Origin of the sequence: Antrihabitans auranticaus, assembly GCF_016481275.1 — a bacterium.
Taxonomy (GTDB): domain Bacteria; phylum Actinomycetota; class Actinomycetes; order Mycobacteriales; family Mycobacteriaceae; genus Antrihabitans.
Map to the genome: position 1 here is coordinate 1,004,900 of NZ_JAEMNW010000002.1, position 17,481 is coordinate 1,022,380.

At 65.2% G+C, this 17,481-nt stretch carries 16 protein-coding genes; 7 read left to right on the forward strand and 9 right to left on the reverse strand.

Annotated features, from left to right (window positions below; all coding sequences use genetic code 11):
• Positions 1-106 precede the first annotated feature (106 nt).
• On the forward strand, positions 107-1,507 hold the full coding sequence (locus JGU72_RS12785) for an FAD-binding oxidoreductase (protein WP_199684260.1): 1,401 nt from the start codon (positions 107-109) through the stop codon (positions 1,505-1,507).
• 3 nt (positions 1,508-1,510) lie between these two features.
• On the opposite strand, the gene JGU72_RS12790 is transcribed toward JGU72_RS12785, so the two are convergent.
• Entirely contained in the window at positions 1,511-3,307 is a 1,797-nt protein-coding gene (locus JGU72_RS12790; protein WP_199684612.1) for an ABC transporter ATP-binding protein, read from the reverse strand.
• An 88-nt stretch (positions 3,308-3,395) separates the two neighbouring features.
• Between JGU72_RS12790 and JGU72_RS12795 the strand changes: the two genes are divergently transcribed.
• From JGU72_RS12795 to JGU72_RS12810, 4 genes are all read left to right on the forward strand, one after another.
• Complete coding sequence (locus tag JGU72_RS12795) at positions 3,396-3,809, forward strand: MarR family winged helix-turn-helix transcriptional regulator (RefSeq protein WP_199684261.1); 414 nt, start codon at positions 3,396-3,398, stop codon at positions 3,807-3,809.
• A 211-nt stretch (positions 3,810-4,020) separates the two neighbouring features.
• The gene (locus tag JGU72_RS12800; RefSeq protein ID WP_199684262.1) at positions 4,021-4,479 is read left to right on the forward strand and encodes a GtrA family protein; all 459 of its coding nucleotides are present in this window, start codon (positions 4,021-4,023) and stop codon (positions 4,477-4,479) included.
• A 61-nt stretch (positions 4,480-4,540) separates the two neighbouring features.
• Positions 4,541-5,170: a TetR/AcrR family transcriptional regulator gene (locus tag JGU72_RS12805; RefSeq protein WP_199684263.1), complete on the forward strand. Its 630-nt coding sequence runs from the start codon at positions 4,541-4,543 to the stop codon at positions 5,168-5,170.
• Between the two features lie 94 nt (positions 5,171-5,264).
• Positions 5,265-6,251: a hypothetical protein gene (locus JGU72_RS12810; protein WP_199684264.1), complete on the forward strand. Its 987-nt coding sequence runs from the start codon at positions 5,265-5,267 to the stop codon at positions 6,249-6,251.
• Here the strand turns inward: JGU72_RS12810 and JGU72_RS12815 are convergent.
• Positions 6,202-6,525, reverse strand: coding sequence for a hypothetical protein (locus JGU72_RS12815; RefSeq protein ID WP_199684265.1), 324 nt, complete (start codon positions 6,523-6,525; stop codon positions 6,202-6,204). The two genes, JGU72_RS12810 and JGU72_RS12815, sit on opposite strands and share 50 nt — an antisense overlap.
• A 207-nt stretch (positions 6,526-6,732) precedes the next feature.
• On the opposite strand from JGU72_RS12815, the gene JGU72_RS12820 reads away from it, so the two are divergent.
• Positions 6,733-7,077 carry an RNA polymerase-binding protein RbpA gene (locus JGU72_RS12820; RefSeq protein WP_199684266.1) on the forward strand — a complete coding sequence of 115 codons (345 nt, stop codon included), beginning with the start codon at positions 6,733-6,735 and terminating at the stop codon, positions 7,075-7,077.
• Between the two features lie 58 nt (positions 7,078-7,135).
• On the opposite strand, the gene JGU72_RS12825 is transcribed toward JGU72_RS12820, so the two are convergent.
• The gene (locus tag JGU72_RS12825; protein WP_199684267.1) at positions 7,136-9,184 is read right to left on the reverse strand and encodes a CocE/NonD family hydrolase; all 2,049 of its coding nucleotides are present in this window, start codon (positions 9,182-9,184) and stop codon (positions 7,136-7,138) included.
• 156 nt (positions 9,185-9,340) lie between these two features.
• On the opposite strand from JGU72_RS12825, the gene JGU72_RS12830 reads away from it, so the two are divergent.
• A complete protein-coding gene (locus JGU72_RS12830; protein WP_199684268.1) occupies positions 9,341-9,991 on the forward strand; it encodes a TetR/AcrR family transcriptional regulator in 651 nt (216 codons plus the stop codon).
• Positions 9,992-10,025: 34 nt separating this feature from the next.
• Here JGU72_RS12830 and JGU72_RS12835 read toward each other — a convergent pair whose 3' ends face one another.
• The 6 genes from JGU72_RS12835 to JGU72_RS12860 all read right to left on the reverse strand — a co-directional run bounded on the left by JGU72_RS12835 (position 10,026) and on the right by JGU72_RS12860 (position 17,462).
• Complete coding sequence (locus JGU72_RS12835; protein WP_199684269.1) at positions 10,026-10,811, reverse strand: polyprenol monophosphomannose synthase; 786 nt, start codon at positions 10,809-10,811, stop codon at positions 10,026-10,028.
• On the reverse strand, positions 10,777-12,411 hold the full coding sequence (lnt, locus tag JGU72_RS12840) for an apolipoprotein N-acyltransferase (protein WP_199684270.1): 1,635 nt from the start codon (positions 12,409-12,411) through the stop codon (positions 10,777-10,779). Before lnt ends, JGU72_RS12835 begins: the two co-directional genes overlap by 35 nt.
• Positions 12,401-14,002: an amidohydrolase gene (locus JGU72_RS12845; protein ID WP_307828417.1), complete on the reverse strand. Its 1,602-nt coding sequence runs from the start codon at positions 14,000-14,002 to the stop codon at positions 12,401-12,403. Before JGU72_RS12845 ends, lnt begins: the two co-directional genes overlap by 11 nt.
• Before the next feature lie 18 nt (positions 14,003-14,020).
• Positions 14,021-14,533 (reverse strand): FxsA family protein, encoded by a 513-nt coding sequence (locus JGU72_RS12850; RefSeq protein WP_199684271.1) that lies wholly within the window; start codon positions 14,531-14,533, stop codon positions 14,021-14,023.
• A 439-nt stretch (positions 14,534-14,972) separates the two neighbouring features.
• Positions 14,973-16,664, reverse strand: a complete 1,692-nt coding sequence (locus tag JGU72_RS12855) for a cutinase family protein (RefSeq protein WP_199684272.1) — start codon at positions 16,662-16,664, stop codon at positions 14,973-14,975.
• 138 nt (positions 16,665-16,802) lie between these two features.
• On the reverse strand, positions 16,803-17,462 hold the full coding sequence (locus JGU72_RS12860; RefSeq protein ID WP_199684273.1) for a response regulator: 660 nt from the start codon (positions 17,460-17,462) through the stop codon (positions 16,803-16,805).
• Between the last annotated feature and the right edge of the window lie 19 nt (positions 17,463-17,481).

The following is a 17,481-nucleotide window of genomic DNA, read 5'->3' on the forward strand; positions in this document are numbered from 1 at the left end:
TGTCGAAATTCTTACGCGTCTGCCTGGCTATTCCGTCTCGCCGGACGCAGATCTAGCCTTGATAGGTCGCCGAAGGCAGAACGGCGGAAATGGCTGGAGGCAAGTTATGACAAGCACTATCAGCGGTGGCCTCGAAGCGCTGCGAAACCTCATGACGGGTCCGGTACTCCTTCCCGCCGACGCCGACTACGACAAGGCGCGGACTGTGTGGAACGGCGAAATAGACCGCCGCCCAGCAGCTGTGGCACGCGTGCAGTCGGCTGGGGACGTTGCCGCCGCGGTTGGTTTCGCACGCGAGCATCGCATCGAGTTGACCGTGCGCGGCGGCGGGCACAACTTCGGCGGCGCGGCGGTGGCCGACGGCGCCCTCATGATCGACCTCAGCCTGCTCAGCGCGGTCGTCGTCGATCCTGTGGCGAAGACCGCGAGGTGCGGCGGGGGCGCGACACTGGCGCAGTTCGACGCCGCGACGCAGGAATTCGGTCTCGCGGTGACGGGAGGCACGATCAGCAACACCGGGGTCGGCGGCCTGACTCTCGGCGGCGGGTTCGGTTGGCTCACTTCGCGAATGGGTCTGAGCTGTGACAACGTCATCGGCGCCCAGGTCGTCACGGCAGACGCACGGATCCTGCATGCCTCCGAGACCGACAACCCGGATCTGTTCTGGGCCATTCGCGGCGGCGGCGGGAACTTCGGTGTCGTCACCGAGTTCGAGTTCCGACTGCAGCCGATCGGTCCGCTCGTCAACTTCGCAATGTTCTTCTGGCCCTTGGCAGATGCGACCGAGGCGCTCCGGACGTGTCGGGACACCGCATACGAGATCGCAGCTACGACAGGCGTTCTGATCGGGTGCTTGAATGCGCCGCCGGCGCCGTTCGTGCCCGAGGAGTACCACTTCGCGCCCGGCGTCGCCCTGATGGTCGCCGGCTTCGACACGCCCGAAGAGCACGCGAATCTCCTTCCGCGAATTCGTGAGAAGCGGACGCCCGCCTTCGAATTCGTTACGCAGATGCCGTACACCGCGCTGCAGTCGATGCTGGACGACAGTGCACCGTGGGGAATCTGGGGTTACGAAAAGGCCCACTATCTGGACGATCTCAGCGACGACGTCATTGCGGCCGTGGTCGAGCATCTACCTAAGAAGCAGTCGCCGTTGTCTTTCATCCCGATCTTCCCGCTCGCCGGGGCCTTCGGTCTGATCCCGGACGACGCAACCGCATTCGGCGGAAGCCGCGCTGCGCGTTGGGCCTTCAACATCGCTGGGCTGGCTCCGACCCCCGAGCTGCATGCGGCTGACCGCGTGTGGGTGCGGTCGCTCTGGGAGGCGCTGCAGCCGTATGCCAGCAGTGGTGGCAGCTACGTCAACTTCATGACCGACTTCGACGAAGATCGCGTCCGCGCCAGTTACGGCGAAGCGAAATACGAACGTCTTGCCCAGATCAAGGCGATCTACGACCCTGACAACGTCTTTCACCGCAACGCGAACATCAAGCCCGCAGAGGCCTGAGACTCACGCGGCGAGCGCCGCGTAGCGACCGCCCGCATCGACGAGAACGTCGTGCGTGCCGCTCTCGACTATCCGGCCACGGTCCAGGACGGCGATCGCGTCGGCGTGGCGAACCGTCGACAGCCTGTGTGCGATCGTGATCGTCGTGCGACCGCGCGCCAGTTCGTCGAACGCCTGCTGGACCGCACGCTCGGTTTCGGTATCGAGAGCGCTCGTCGCCTCGTCCAGGATCAGTACACGCGGATTGCGAAGCAGGGTGCGGGCAATCGCGATTCGTTGTTGCTCGCCGCCCGAGAAGCGATGCCCGCGTGACCCGACGACGGTATCGTAGCCATCCGGTAGCGAGGCGATGAGATTGTGCAGTTGCGCTGCGCGAGCGGCGGTTTCGATCTCGGCATCGGATGCGTCGGGTTTGGCGTAGCGCAGGTTCTCGCGAACGGTCGTGTGCAGGAGGTAGGTTTCCTGGCTCACCACCCCGACGATCGCCGCGAGGTCCGTCTGGCGCAGGTCGCGCAGGTCGACGCCGTCGATGGTGATCGCGCCACTGTCGGGGTCGTACAGGCGGGCGGCCAGCGCAGCCAGGGTGCTTTTGCCCGAGCCGGTCTCCCCCACGATCGCCAGCGTGCTGCCGGCCGGCACGTCGAGGTCGACGCCCGCGATGGCGGGGAGACTGCTACCCGGGTACGCGAAGGTGACGCCGTCGAAACGCACATGACCGGCGACTGCTCGCGGTGTCAACTCGACGGGATTCGGCGGGTCGACGACGTCGACAGGCAGATCCAGGTATTCGAAGATGCGGGCGAACAACGCCAGCGAGCTCGTCAGCGCGACGCCGGTGTTCAACAGCCCCATCAGCGGCCGGAACAACCCACCCTGCAGCGCCGTGAATGCGACGAGGGTGCCGATGGTCATCGTGCCCGCGGTCATCGGTAGACCTGCGCTGAGGTATATCGCTGCGGGTGTTGCTGCGAAGATGACGCTCATCGAGGCCATTCGCCAGCGGCCGGCAAGCTCGGAGCGCAGCTCGAGGTCGATCAATCGCGTCGACGAGCCGGTGAATCTGTCGACCAGAGCTGCGCCGGCTCCCATCGTCTTGCTGAGCCGAATTCCGCTGATAGACAACGCTTCTTCGATGGTCACGTTCAAGTCGGACAACTCACGCTGGCGTTGCGCGGTGATTGCCCGGCGCATCGATGCGACCCGTCTGGTGAGGTAGATCGCGGGCGGCATCACGACGAGCGAGATCAGGGCCAAACGCCAGGACAACGCAGCCATGGCAACCGCGGTCGCAACAGCAGTCGTGAGGTTTGCGGCGAGCGAACTCGCGGTCGAGGTGACCACCGACTGCATGCCGCCGATGTCATTGGTGATACGCGACTGCACTTCTCCCGTCCGCGTCCGGGTGAAGAATGCGATGGACTGCCGTTGCAGATGCGTGAAGACATCGGTCCGCAGTACGTGCATGACGCGTTGCCCGACCGACGTGCTGATCCATGTCTGCACGACGCCAAGGATCGCCGTCGCCGCTGCAACCGCAATCATGCCTGCGACGAGCCAGACGAGGAGTCGAACGTTCTGCGTGGGCAGAGCCACGTCGATGACCGCTCGCAACAGAAACGGCGATGCCATCGACACGATGGAGGATACGACGATGATCGCGACGACGGCGCCGAGAGACCAGCGATAGGGCGTGAACAGTTGCCAGATGCGACGCAGTGATACGTCGTGTGCCTGGGCTTTCTCGAGCGCGCTCACCGACGTGTGCCGGCCACCGCGGCCCTGCGGGATTTCGTTTTGCAGCGCCAAGGAACACTCTCCCTTCGATCAGATATTAGTGAGGCTACCTCAACATGAGGTAACAACACGACTCGCTGCTACGCTATTCCGCATGGCTGACGAGGTGTCCCTGTCGGAGTCGTTCTGGGGGGTCACCCGACGACTGCGCGCTCGCTGGCGGGAGTCGCTCGCACCGTGGGATGTATCGCCTTCGCATTCGCGCGCGCTCGGCGTGCTCATGCAGCACGGCACCATGCGACTCAGCGAACTGACGGAGCATCTGCGCATAGCTGCACGGTCGACGACCGAGGTGGTCGACGCCCTCGCCGCACGTGGCCTCGTAGAGCGCCGCGACGACCCCAGCGATCGTCGAGCAACACTTGTAGCGCTGACGAATGAGGGTGCCCGCGTCGGCAAGGCAATTGCACATGCGCGGGACGAGACGACTGCCGCATTCTTCGACGTGCTCAGCGAGACCGACCGCAAGCATCTCGAGCGAATACTGCGAAAGCTCCGCGCGACCTGACGGGAAGAATCAGGGCGCCGAGTGGAATACGAACGGGTTCCCGAGCGATGTATGTGACGGGAGCATTTTCCTCGCCTGAACTGTGACCTTTCGGCCATAGATCGGCGGCCGGGCAAGCCCCTAGAATTAACTGGAGCAAGTCACTCCGCTTCTGTTATATTATAAGCGGAGAGACCTTCTCCAATTAGCGACTCACAGCGGAGCGACCACGATGATCATCACCGACATTCGGCCTCAGTGGCCCGTCGCAGATCGTCGCGTCCGGCTGCCCTTTCTCGATCTGCGGGGCGATTCCGCATTCGCTCAACTCATCAGATTCGCCGCGGTCGGTGGCCTCAGCAACATCGTGTACTTCCTCGCGTTCGTCACACTTCGCGATGGTGGCGCACAAGCGGCCAACGTCGTAGGCGTGATCGCCAGCACTGCGCTGGCCAACGAGTTGCACCGTCGGGTCACCTTCCGTGCGGCCGACCGCGTCAAGTGGTACGTCGTGCAGGTGGAAGGCGGCGGCCTCGCCCTCGCGGGCTTGATTGCCAGCTCGGCCGCGCTCGCCGCCGTTCAGTTGAGCTTCCCCGGCGCCGGTGCAGCCACCCTGGCCGGTCTCGTGATCGCCGTCAGCGCAGCGGTCGGCGGCGTTCGGTTCCTCGCGTTGCGCGGCTGGGTTTTCTGACCCGTTCGATCGAAATCGCCGTAAACGGGCCGATCGCGGACCCTATGTCTACGATGTCCACATGACAGCGGGGCCTCCGGTTGCAGCGGCGCGGACCACCTATCGCCATGGCGATCTCCGGCGCGCACTCATCGAAGCGGGTGTCGATCTGGCGCGCGGCGGAGGTCCGCAAGCGGTGGTCCTCCGAGAAGCGACCCGGCGGGCCGGCGTCTCCCCCAACGCTGCCTACAGGCACTTCGCCGATCGGGCAGCCTTGCTATCGGCTGTTGCGGAGTGGTCGACCGCCGCTCTGGCAGAAACGATGCACCAGCACCTCGCCGCTATTTCTCCTGCTCTCGACACTGCTGGCGCGGCTCGCGCCCGCCTGCGCGCTGTCGGCGCGGGGTACATCGCGTTCGCCCAGGCCGAACCCGGACTGTTCCAGACCGCCTTCGCGGCTCCCGACGACGGCGCCGAGGTCCACGCATCCGCAGGAGCACCACCGTTCGAATTGCTGGGCGCGGCACTCGATGGCCTCGTCGACGCAGGTGCCCTGGCCCCGGATCGGCGGCCCGGCGCCGAGTATTTGGCGTGGTCGGCAGTACACGGGTTGGCAATGTTGCTGATCGACGGACCCCTGCGCGGTCTCCCCGCCGAGGAGCGTGACACTGCAACGCAGCACCTGCTCGACATGGTCGAGAAGGGTCTCTGATACCCAGGTATTACCAGACGGAACCCCGGTATCGGTCGGGTTCTCCCACCGCTGGGTGATGTGCGCAACTACTGCCCCTTCTTAGCGTCGAGCCATGGCGACTCTGGCTCTACCGCAACAAGTCCGGGTTATCACCACCTGGCACCGGCCGCTGCTGCTCATGGTTGCTGCAATGGCCTGCCTGGCACTGGTCTGCGCGACCGGGATCGTGGTCGACGACCGGACCGTTCTCGGCGAATCGGTGTGGCTCAAGCCTCTGAAGTTCGCATTCGCGTTCGCCGTGTACGGCACCACGCTGGCGTGGTTGGTGTCGTTACCGCACCGTGGAAGCCGCTGGACGTGGTGGCTCGGCACGGTGTTCGCGGTCACCGGCTTCGTCGACGTCGGATTCATTGCAGCGCAGGCCGCGCGAGGCACGTTCAGCCATTTCAACACGTCGACCGATACGTTCAACTCGGTCGGACAGGTGATCTTCACGTCCGGCGTACCCGGCCTCTTCCTCGCAAACCTGGTCATTGCCTGCATCCTCAGCTGGCAGAAGGTCGCCGACCTGCCGCTCACCCGCGCCATTCATGCGGGACTTGCACTTGCCGTCGCAGGTATGGCGCTCGCATACGCCATGGGTGGAACGGGTCCGCAGGCCGTCGCAGACGCGTCCGGACGGCCCGTCGAGCTGGCAGCCGGGCACAGCGTCGGCGTAGCAGACGGCGGACCCGGCTTGCCGCTCACACATTGGAGCACCACCGGCGGCGACCTACGGGTACCGCATTTCGTCGGACTGCACGGCATCCAGGTGCTGTTGCTTTCGGCGGTCGCGCTCGCCGTGCTCGCCCGACGGCGGCCGTGGCTGCGCGATCAACGCACACGGGCTGCGCTGGTTGGCGTGCTGGCACTGGCGTACGCCGCGACGCTCGGCGTTCTCACCTGGCAGGCTTTGCGTGGCCAGTCGGTTGCCCATCCCGATGGACTCACGCTCGGACTGTTCGGCGCAATCCTGACCGGCGGCGCACTGGGCGCTCGCCACGTCCAGATCAGCGCAACCGCTCGGCATCTCTCGCCAGACCGACCAGATCGGCCGTGAGTTCGGCCAACTGCACCAGGTCGGCGCCCTCGCGGATCGCGGTCGCGACGTCTTCTGCCGCACACCGGGCGGCGAACGCGCGGTCGGCGAGGTCGGCAGCCTCCTGCGCGGACAGGACAACCGCATCTTCAGGGAAGGGCGATCCCTTGATCGCACTGCGGTGCTCGTAGGCGCGCTGTCGGCACGACTGGCGGCAATAGCGCCGCCTGCGTCCTGCCTCGGATTCGGATACCTCCCGCCCGCACCAGAGGCAGGATTGTGGACGTCGTGGCATTGCTCGAGAGTAGCGGGACACCGGTGCGAGTTCGTTTCGGCACACCGGGGACACATCGAGATCCCGGTCGTGCTGCAAACAGCGGAGTCACAGCCGGTAGGATGGGTGGGTTGGACATCTGCGGGAACTATTCGACTCGCAGGTGCGTTGTAATTCGTGTTCGCGCGGGCTGGATCCGCCGAAGATATCGAAACGAAGGGACCGCACATGGCAGATCGCGTACTCAGAGGTAGCCGTCTCGGAGCGGTGAGCTACGAGACCGATCGTGACCACGACCTGGCGCCGCGCCGCGTCGCCCGTTACCGGACCGACAACGGCGAAGAGTTCGATGTTCCCTTTGCAGACGATGCCGAACTTCCCGGCACGTGGTTGTGCCGCAACGGCCTCGAAGGAACATTGATCGAGGGCACCGCACCGGAGACCAAGAAGGTCAAGCCGCCCCGCACCCACTGGGACATGCTGCTCGAGCGTCGTTCGCGCGACGAACTCGAGGAACTTCTCAAGGAACGCCTCGACCTGCTCAAGGTCAAGCGCCGCGGAGTCGGCTCGTAGATCGCAACGAAAGTACGGGTGGTCGGCATCGTGCCGACCACCCGTTTTCAGTTCGCGCCTAGAGCGTCGTGCTCGACGGCAGGTTCACAAAACTCGGCGCGCCGGGGTCGAGGACCAAGCGCTGCGGCCGGAGCTGGGATTCCAGCAGCAGTGCCGGGATCATCATTCCCTTCGGAAAATTCGCCGCGTAGATATCGACGCGCAGCCGGTGTCCAGGTTGGAGGACGGCATCGGTGGGCGCCAGGCCGACGTCGAGTGCGGTCGGCTGACCCGGCACGACCGGAAGTCGTTGTTCGAGCGCGAGGAACTGGAACGGATCCGTGTAGTCGCCGTTGGGCGACCTCAGGCTCTTGCCGTCGTCGACGGCGCGCAGTGACGCGGTCAACTGTCCCGACGTCAGCACCGTCGATGTGCCGTCCGGCGCAACGTCGTTCAGCGTCGCCGACCAGTATCCGTCCGTCGCGTCGAGCACAGTGTTGAGGTGCACGTTGACCGGGCCCGAGATCTCGGTGGGCTGTTCGACCGGGTCGCCGGTGAAGGTCAGTGCCGCAACTTCGGAGACCCGTGAATCTTCCGCGCAGCCGTCGATGATCCCCAGCACGCCGGCGAGGATCTGGGCGGCGTCCTGCGAGCACATCGTCGACAGACCTGGCGAAACCGTGAGTGTTGCAGGCTCGGTCGGCGGGGTCGGCGTCAAGGAACCGTCGTGGGCCACGACTCCGGTCGTGCCGCTCGGGCGGGCCGACAGGTACTGCCGGCTGTACGTCATCCCCGCACGCGGGTAGCTGTCCGTGGTAGTCCAAGCACCGCCCTGTTGAAACAGCGTGGCCGGTGCATAGTTCTCGATGCCGTTGTCGATTCCCTTGAGCCACTTGTCGAACCAGGCTCGTTGCAGCACGTCCAGCCGTGGCGGCGCACCCGGCGTCCCGAGGCCCGATCCAACCGTGCCGTGATAGAAGTCGCCCATCAGGAGCTTCTTCTGCTCGGTCGGCAGCGAAATCGCCTGGAAGACGCGCGGTTCGGAGTTGGTGAAGATGTCGTGCCAGCCGCCGACGAGGAAGGTCGGCACCTCGATTCGGTCGGGATGGCCGGTGGCACCTGTGCGAAATGGTCCGTTCGGATCGAGGTAGGTACGCAGGTCTTCGGGAATCGACTCCACCGAAGTGACGAACAGCGCCCTGACGAGCAGATCGATGAACGTGATCGGGCTGGCAGCGCGGTCGGCGAGCCACTTCCAGTCGAACTGGCCCTGCAGTATCGCCGCGAGATCCGGTAGCCACTTCGCGCCGTTGACGGCCGCAAGCCATGCCGGCAAGAACCCGACGCCGACTCCGCCGCCGGGCGCGACGACATCACGAACAAGATCGCTACCCGGCTCGACCGGGAAGATCGCCTTCAGCGCAGGCGGATTCCGCTCGGCCGCTTTGAGTTGGTTGATGCCCGAGTACGAAACGCCGCTCATTCCGATGTTGCCGTTCGACCACGGTTGGGCGGCGGTCCAATCGATCATCTCGACGGTGTCCTGCTGCTCGCGCTCGGCGAAAACCTGCCAGATGCCTTGCGAGAACCCGGTTCCGCGGACATCGGCGACCACTTGCGTATAGCCGCTGCGGATCAGGTCTCGGTCGACGCTGAAGTTGCGACCGATGCCCGACGACAGCGTCCTGATCTGATTTCCGATTCCAGTGAAGGGTGTCCCTTCGAGATCGAACAGATCGAAGCGGTTCGTCAGGCTGACGAACGTGTCATAGAGGACCGGTATCGAGATTGCCGAATCTGCAAGCATCGAAACAAGTTTCGTATACGGCGTCATGTTGAGGATCGTCGGCAGCGGCGTATCCACGATGCGTCCGGCGGAATCCATCGGGCGGTACACGTTGACCTTCAAGATGGTGCCGTCGCTCATGGCCACCGGCACATCCCAGTCGATATGCACCCCGGGATACATTCCTGGCGCATCGGCTGTGGCAGTCCACGACGCGCCGAGCACTCCCCCGTCCGGTGGCGGTGGTTCCGCGGCCGCGGTCGGCGCAGCCGAACCGACGATCGTCGCGGCCGCTGCTGCGAGCGCGATAGTGCGCAGCGCCGTTGCGCCGATTGTTCGCATGGAGTCCCCGTCCTCTTCTACGTGGGCACGACCGATAGAAACTGTTGTGTACCCAACTGAGCGATAGGAACTGTAACGTTTCTCACTAACCCCGGCAAGGCCACGCTGGTCCCAGAAATCCGGGCCTGCTCAGAGTTGCAACGGTAAAATCGATCGATGAGTCTAGGTTCGCGCGTTCCGGAGCAAAGGTTGCGGCCGGGACCGAGCGGCCTGACCCGCGCAGAGGTCCTGGCGTCGCAGCGCGGCAGGCTCGGCTGGGCAGCTCTGCGCGTGGTCGCCGAGTTGGGTTATCCCCCAACGACAGTCGGCGACATCACCAAGCGGGCACAGGTATCGCGACGAACCTTCTACGAACTGTTCGCGAGCAAAGAAGCCTGCTTCATCGAGGCATTCGAAACCACCGTGGGGATCGTCGACAACATGCTCGACGACGCGCTGGTCACCGCACGACAGTCCGACTGGAAGAAATTGGTCCGCAAGTCGCTCGAGGCGTATCTAGAGATGCTCCGCGGCGAGCCGGCACTCGCACGTGCGATGCATGTCGAAGTACTGGCCGCCGGTCCCGCGCTGGTTCCCCACCACGCGCGGATGAAACGGGTATTCGCGAACAGAATGCGGGGCGTACACCGAGTCGCCGTCGAGCAGGGCGCGCTCACCAACCGTCCCGCCGACGGCGTCTTCGACTTCATCATCGGTGGGATCGATGATCGCATCCGCGATTGCCTGCAGACCGCGGACGCCGACCACCTACCCCGGCTCGCGCCGCTGCTCACAGCGACGACGATCGCACTGCTCGAGACGGCGTGACCGCTGTAACGCTCACGGCCGTGGCACTGACCAGCTAGGCGGCCGCCTTGCGGCGCTTCGTCAGGTTCTTCAGCTTCTGGATGCGGTTCTTGAATCCCCAGGCAGTCACCTTGAGCAGCGCCTCGCGCACGATGTTGCCGCTCATCTTGGACTCGCCTATCTCACGTTCGGTGAACGTGATCGGCACTTCGACGACAGTTGCGCCACCTTGGATGAGGCGCCAGGCGAGGTCCACCTGGAAGCAGTAGCCGTGCGACTCGATCGAATCGAGATCGAGTGCCTCGAGCACTTCGCGGCGATACGCGCGGTACCCGCCGGTGATGTCCTTGACCTTCACGCCGAGTGCGAGCCGGGAATAGACGTTCCCACCGCGGGAAAGAATTTCGCGACGCTTGGGCCAATTGACGACGCTTCCGCCGGGCACGTAGCGGGATCCGATGACGAGGTCTGCACCTTGATCGACCTGGTGCAACAACCGATGCAGTTGCTCGGGCGAATGGCTGCCGTCGGCATCCATCTCGACGAGGACGGTGTAGTCGCGCTCGAGGCCCCAGCGGAAGCCTGCGATGTAGGCGGCGCCCAGGCCGTTCTTCTCGGTGCGGTGCATCACCTGGATGCGCTTCTCCGCATCCGCGCCGGCGAGGTCGTCGGCGATCTGGCCTGTGCCGTCGGGGCTTCCGTCGTCGACGACGAGAACGTGCGTTGCCGGCAGCGCCGCGTGCAGGCGGCCCACGATCTTCGGCAGGTTCTCTTTCTCGTTGTACGTCGGAATGATCACCAAGGTTTTAGCGCTGATCTGGCCCATGCTCCCCGCTGTCATCGACTTCCTCCCCGCCGGCTGTTGCCGACATCGTTGGCACTCCGGCAGCCGCCGGCGTGAGTGTCCGGACCGTTCGGCGCCGCACAAGCGCGACGACGAGGGCCATTAACGCTCCCACACCGAGGAGAACCTCTGGAATAGGACCGAGTCGAGTTGCAAGCGTAGTACTGGTTCGCAACGGGACCTGCACAACGAGCGCAGCCGGGACGAACAATTCCGATTGGGCGACAACTTCACCGTCAGGCGCTATGACAGCACTCACACCGCTCGTCGCAGCGACGACGACCGCCTGACCGTGCTCGACCGCACGTACCCGCGACATCGCCAACTGCTGATAGGTCATCTCGCTGTCGCCGAAGGTCGCGTTGTTCGTCGGCACCGCGATCAGTTCCGAGCCGGCGCGTGCGGAGTCCTCGAGGGCGCGATCGAACGCGACCTCGTAACACGTCGCTACGCCGATCGTCACGCCGGCAGCGGTGACGGTCCCGTCGCCGGTCCCGGGGACGAAGTACCCGGCCCGGTCCGCATACTCGGAGAAAATGCGAAAGAAGCTCCGGTAGGGCAGGTACTCACCGAACGGTTGAATGATCCGCTTGTCGTGGCGACTGCCAGGGCCGTCGCCACGATTCCACACGATGACGGAGTTCGTGGACGTCCGGTCCTTGTTCGCCAGCACCGCCCCGACGAGGATCGGCGCGTCGACCTCCGCCGAGGCCGCGGTGATCTCCGCGTACGCGTCGCTGTCGCGCAACGGATCGATGTCCGATGCGTTCTCGGGCCAGATCACGATGTCGGGCTGCTCGGCACGACCGGCCTTCACATCGAGCGCCAACTGGTGGGTGCGTTTCAGGTGGTTGTCGAGGACCGCCTTGCGCTGACTGTTGAAATCGAGCCCTAGGCGCGGCACGCTCCCCTGGATCGCCGCCACCGTGATGTGCCGATCTCCGGCGGCCATGTCGGGTAGCACTGGCCAGAGCACCGCGGCGACCACCGGGCCGATCGCGAAAACGGCACCCGCCCGAAGCAGTGCCTGCCGGTCGCGGTGGGCCACGGCCGCAACTACAGCAGCGAGGGCGGTGCCGCCGAGCGCGACGAAGAAGCTCAGGAGCGGTGCGCCGCCCAGGCTGGCGAGCGGGAGCAGGAACCCGCCCGCTTGGCCGAATGCCAAACGGCCCCAAGGGAACCCGCCGAACGGAAAGCTGGACCTCGCCCACTCCGTCAGGGTCCAGGCCGTCGCAATCCAGAAGATTGCACCCGGCAGCGTCTGGACTGTGCGCGCGGCGACGCCGAAGGCCCCGACGTAGAGCGAACACACCCCGGCGAGGGCCAACCACGGCATCGGTCCGACGTAGATCCCGATCCACGGCAACAGGGGCACGAAGAAGCCCAGCCCGGCGAGCAGCCCGTAGCCGAAGCCGCCGCGCAGCGACGGTCCGGAGCGCAGAACCAGCGTGAGAAGTGCAATTCCGATGGGTGCGAGAAACCACAGCGGACGCGGCGGAAAGCTACCGAAAGTCAACAGGCCCGCACAGATCGAGCCGATCTGGTTGCGGAGCACCGGATGCCGCCGGGCCGCGGCCAGAAGTCGGTTATCGCTCATAGAGCGTGACCCCCCGATGGACCGTGCGCAGGCAGTCCGGGTCCGTCGAATCCGCATCGAGGCGCGGCAGAGCAGGCACCCGGGAACGGGGATCCGTAGACCAACGGGCGACGGCGTCGGAGCCCGCGGCCACAACCAGTTCGTCGGCCGCCCATATCGCGTACGACGCCGGCGCGCCCGGGTCCAGCGTCCCGGCAAGGCCGTCGCGAACACCGCCCGCTCGCCATGCGCCTCTGGTCGCCGCGGCAAAAGCCGCCCGCGGGCTGATGCCGTTTCCGGCCGAGCGATGGTTGATCGCGGACCTGATCGCCGCCCACGGCGCGATGGCCGTGACTGGAGCATCCGATCCGATGGCAAGGGAAACCCCGCTCGAACTCATCGCCGCGAACGGGTTCATCGCGCGCGCACGCTCTCGGCCCAACCGGGTCGCATACATTCCGTCGGAGCCGCCCCACAAAGCGTCGAAGCCGGGCTGAACGCTCGCGATGATCCCCCATGTCCCCAGCTTGGCGGCATCCTCGGCTGTGATCATCTCCACGTGTTCGAGCCTGTGCCCGCACGCCGCCACCGCGGGCACGCCGACTTCGGCGACAACCCGCTCGATCGCTGTGATGGCAGCCGACACCGCGCCGTCGCCGATGACGTGGAAACCGGCTTGGATCCGGGCCTGCGTGCAGGCGCGCACGTGCGCAGTGATCTGGTCGACGTCGAGGTAGGACTTCCCGCATCCGGCAGCGGGGTCGTCGAGGTAGGGCTCCTGCAACCATGCGGTACGGGATCCGAGCGCACCGTCGACGAATAGGTCACCCGCGAGGCCGTGCGCACCGGTTTCGTCGAGCAGCGCTCGCGCTTGGTCGGCACTTTCCACTGCTTCGCCCCAGTACGCCCGGATCTCGACCCCGTGATCGGTCGTGAGCAGTTCGCGAAGATCCGCACGTCCGCCGATGTAGGGACCACCGCACTCGTGGACAGCGACGATGCCCTGCGCTGCTGCGGTGTCGAGCGCGCTGCGTCGCGCCAGCTCCCGCTGCGGCGCCGTCAACAGGTTCAACGCGGTCGTCCTGACCAGGTGATGTGCGTCGGACCGCTGCGGACCCGAGCGATCGAACCCGACTGCGGACGTCACCGCCGGCGTTGCGTCCAGCAGGGCGGTCGAGCAGACGGCGGAGTGAACGTCGATTCGCGACAGGTAGACCAGTCGGCCCGGAGCCGCCGAGTCGATATCCGCGATCTGCGGCTTGATCGCGACCGGCCACGCGGTTTCGTCCCAGCCATGACCCCAGATCAGGCCTTCCGAATGTGCGGCGGCGAATGCGCGGACCCGTTCCAGGCATTCGTCCAGCGTCCGCGACCCGGTCAGATCGAGTCCGATCAGCGCAAGCCCGGTGGCCGTCGTATGTACGTGCGCATCGACGAATCCCGGTGCAACGAAAGCACCTTCGAGATCCAGCACTTCCGCACCGGGATGCAAGGCACGGCCGGGTTGGTCTGCACCCACCCACACGACCGTTCCGTCGGTCACGGCCATCGCGGTGGCATCGGGCGAACTGGAACTGTAGATGCGTCCGCCGACCAGCAGTTGGGTGCCCACGGACGATCAGTCTGCCTGCTAACGCGTGGCAGTCCCCCACCCGGGATCGGTATCGACGATCACATGCGGCCCCTGCTGGATCGCGACCTGCGCCGACCCGGGTCGGTCTCTGTACCACTGTCCGACTACCTCGCCGTCGATCACGCCGCTCTTCTCGCGGGCCGCGGCCACCGCCTTGTCGAACCGGCGCGACGCGATGAACACGACCGCGGGCCGCAGGAGGAATCGCGTCGGCGGCACGAGGAGGAGCAGGCCGAGCACCGAGGTGACGAGACCGGGAACGAACATCAGGACCGATCCGATGGCAACCAGCACGCCGTCGGCGATTGCGCCATCCGGTGAACGCTGGCCCGCCGCCGCTCGCTGCAGCCCCTCGACCACTCTGCGCCATTGCGAACCGACGAGCATCAGGCCGATCGCGGACCCCGCAATCAGCAACAGCACGGTCCAGACGGCGCCGACCGCCTGCCCGACGAGCAACAGCACGGACACCTCGGCGACGACGTACAGAACGAACAGCAGTGCAGGCATCGGAAACCTCTTTCTATCTCACTGTGTACAACGCACGGCGAGCGGATTATTCTCCCGATCCACGAGTTGCGTCGGTCGCATAACGATCTAAACCCTCAAGTTGACATCGAGGGAACGCGATCTGAATGATGAGCACACGAGAACCATCCGCACCATGAGCAACATCAGCGAGGAGTGGTCGATGAGTCGGAGCCGACAGGTTCGCAGCACAGGTTCTGCAGCGATTGTTTTCGTCGGCCTCTCGGTTCCCTCCTCGATGTCCGACCGGTGCGCGGGCATTTCGTGACGTAGACCTGGTGGCGAGCTTACGAGCCGAACCGTTCAGGCCCGTCTCGTAGGCAACGCCACCGAAAGCAGCCAACAGCCGCAGTCCTAGGGGAAGGGACTGCGGCTGTTGGCTTTCTGAAGTTCGGCGGGTCCTGTCGGCCGGTCGGCGAACCTACTGGGTTGCCGGCGCGGACGTCGTTGTCGTCGACTCTGCCGTTGTCTGCTGAGTTGTTGTCTCCGGAGTTGTTGTCTCCGGAGTTGTCGTTTCCGGCACGGTTGTCTCCGGTGCCGAAGTCGCCGGCTCGGTTGTCGTCGGCTCGGTTGTCGCAGGCGTCGTTGCCTCCGGCGTCGTCGTTTCGGTCGCGACCTCGGCCGCCGCCTGAGTGGTGGGGGCCGCAGACGTCGTGGTCGTGGCGCTTGTCGTCGTCGGAGCCGCCGTCGTCGTCGGGGTCGGCGTCGTCGTCGGGGTCGGCGTCGTCGTCACCGTCTCGAGTGCCGCGACCAGCGTTGCTTCGTCCGGCTTCGCTTTGGTGTCCACCGGCTCACCGGCCTGCGCCTGCTGTGCAAGGTGAGTCAGCCATGCGGCTGCGTACTCCGCATCGGTCATCGGCTTGCCACCGGACACGTCCGCATTGCGCCAGTAGTCGAAGTGATGACCGGTGTGCTCGGGGCCGAGCGTGAGGTTGTACGGATCGCTCAGGACGACTGGAATCGTGTTCTCGTTCGTCGCGATCAGCCCGACGATCTCCTTGAAGATCTTCTGCGGCAAGTAGGCCAGTGGTGAGATCTGATTCAGCGAAACCGAATCGGCAGCAGTGGGAGTCGTCGACTGGCCGGGAACGTAAGCCGGGTCCGACACCTTCAGCAGCACCTGCAGGAACGTCTCGTCGCTCTGCATCCAGTTGGGATTCGCGGCAATGTCGGCGAACGCCTTGAACGCGATATCCCCGAGAACGACTGCGACGTCCTGTCCGGTTGCGGGCGTCAGGCCGTCACGCTCGAGCGCGTCCACGTTCAACTGCCTGCCGACGTTGACCGCCAGCTGCAGCAGTGAGATGTTCTCCGGCGCAGCGCACGTGAGGTCGCCGTCCGAGCAGAAGGACGCAATCTTGCCGTTCAGCGCACCGAAATCGCCGCTCGTGCCGGGCAGTGCGCCCTGACCGGGGATCGGGGTCTGACCGTTCTGGTACTTCTGACCGAAGCCATCGGGGTTGGCGTACGGATCCTGCGAGCCGACGAACGGCCCGTCACCCGCGCTGCGTCCCGCGTCGGCGAAGATGACGACACCGACGACGTTGTCGGGATCGACGATCGCGTATTCACCGTTCTGACCGGCTTCCTGGTGCCCGATGTTCATCGCGACCCGGCGGGCGACATCGGCGCCTTCGCTGTATCCGACGATCGAGAACCGGGTATCCGGGCACGCTGCCGAAATCTCCTGCATCACTGTCTCTGTGTTCGCCACGCCTGCAACGACGGCGTCCTCGTAGGACGCCATGTTCGCTGGGTAGGCGACATATACGGCGGCGTAGGAGTCCGGGTCCACCGCACCGTTGGGTGCGTTGACGACTGGGTCGACCCACTTGCTGCTGTAGTCGTCGGAGAGTGCGGCGGGCAACGGGTTGCCGTTCGGATCGAGCAGCATCTTCGTGGTGCCCTCGACCGGCGTATCACCGCGGCCCGCAACCGAAATGGTGACCATGTCGTGGCATTCGGTCACCGACGACGTCATTTCCGTATCGACCGTGCTCGGCTCCGTCGTCATTGCCAACGGAATCGTGATGATCGCGGCGATGCCGACAATCACGGGCGCAACCATGCCCGAAGCAATTTTATGCCGTACGAAAACTTCGCGAAAACCCATGTGCACTCTCCCGAATACGAACCCGAATCCTGATCTCGGGTCCCGAACCCCTCACGCAAACCGGCCCCCGTGCCGCGCGCCTTGTCAGCAATCAAGTCGGCAACGAGACCGACTGTGTTACAGCCGGTGTGCGTGCGACTACGCCCCCGGCCGTACCAAACCGGTCTCGTATGCGAGTACCACCGCCTGTACTCGATCGCGCAGACCGAGTTTCGTCAGCACTCGTCCGACATGTGTCTTGACCGTCGCTTCGGACAGGAACAGCTGGTCAGCGATCTCAGCGTTCGATCGCCCACCGGCCAACTGCTCGAGGACCTCGCGTTCCCGGACTGTCAGCACGTCCAGCACAGCTGGATTGCGCGTCGGCCCGCGGTCGTTGCTGATGAATCGGTCCAGCAGCCGTTTGGTGACTTTCGGCGAAACGACGGCATCACCGGCGGCGACGCTTCGAATCGCCGATACCAGATCCTCGGGCGGAGTGTCCTTGAGGAGAAAGCCGCTCGCTCCGGCGCGCAGCGCACCGAGTGCGTGTTCGTCGAGATCGAAGGTCGTCATCACTAGGACCCGGCTCGGGCCGCCCAATTCGAGCACCTGCTCGGTGGCGGCAACACCGTCGACGACGGGCATCCGCACGTCCATCAGGACGACATCCGGCCGAAGTTTGCGAGCCTCGGAGACAGCCGTTGCGCCATTGGCCGCTTCGCCGACGACGGTGATATCGTCGTGCGCCTCGAGCACCATCCGCAGGCCCATGCGCATCAATTGCTGATCGTCGACGACAAGCACAGTGATAGGCACGTGCCAAATCTATCGGTTC

Excerpts from the sequence above, each read along its gene's own strand:
- JGU72_RS12800 (WP_199684262.1), top strand. The coding sequence starts at position 4,021 with ATGATCATCACCGACATTCGGCCTCAGTGGCCCGTCGCAGATCGTCGC.
- JGU72_RS12815 (WP_199684265.1), bottom strand. The coding sequence starts at position 6,525 with ATGCCACGACGTCCACAATCCTGCCTCTGGTGCGGGCGGGAGGTATCC.
- JGU72_RS12810 (WP_199684264.1), top strand. The coding sequence starts at position 5,265 with ATGGCGACTCTGGCTCTACCGCAACAAGTCCGGGTTATCACCACCTGG.
- JGU72_RS12830 (WP_199684268.1), top strand. The coding sequence starts at position 9,341 with ATGAGTCTAGGTTCGCGCGTTCCGGAGCAAAGGTTGCGGCCGGGACCG.
- lnt (WP_199684270.1), bottom strand. The coding sequence starts at position 12,411 with ATGAGCGATAACCGACTTCTGGCCGCGGCCCGGCGGCATCCGGTGCTC.
- JGU72_RS12850 (WP_199684271.1), bottom strand. The coding sequence starts at position 14,533 with ATGCCTGCACTGCTGTTCGTTCTGTACGTCGTCGCCGAGGTGTCCGTG.
- JGU72_RS12820 (WP_199684266.1), top strand. The coding sequence starts at position 6,733 with ATGGCAGATCGCGTACTCAGAGGTAGCCGTCTCGGAGCGGTGAGCTAC.
- JGU72_RS12785 (WP_199684260.1), top strand. The coding sequence starts at position 107 with ATGACAAGCACTATCAGCGGTGGCCTCGAAGCGCTGCGAAACCTCATG.
- JGU72_RS12805 (WP_199684263.1), top strand. The coding sequence starts at position 4,541 with ATGACAGCGGGGCCTCCGGTTGCAGCGGCGCGGACCACCTATCGCCAT.
- JGU72_RS12855 (WP_199684272.1), bottom strand. The coding sequence starts at position 16,664 with ATGGGTTTTCGCGAAGTTTTCGTACGGCATAAAATTGCTTCGGGCATG.
- JGU72_RS12795 (WP_199684261.1), top strand. The coding sequence starts at position 3,396 with ATGGCTGACGAGGTGTCCCTGTCGGAGTCGTTCTGGGGGGTCACCCGA.
- JGU72_RS12825 (WP_199684267.1), bottom strand. The coding sequence starts at position 9,184 with ATGCGAACAATCGGCGCAACGGCGCTGCGCACTATCGCGCTCGCAGCA.
- JGU72_RS12835 (WP_199684269.1), bottom strand. The coding sequence starts at position 10,811 with ATGACAGCGGGGAGCATGGGCCAGATCAGCGCTAAAACCTTGGTGATC.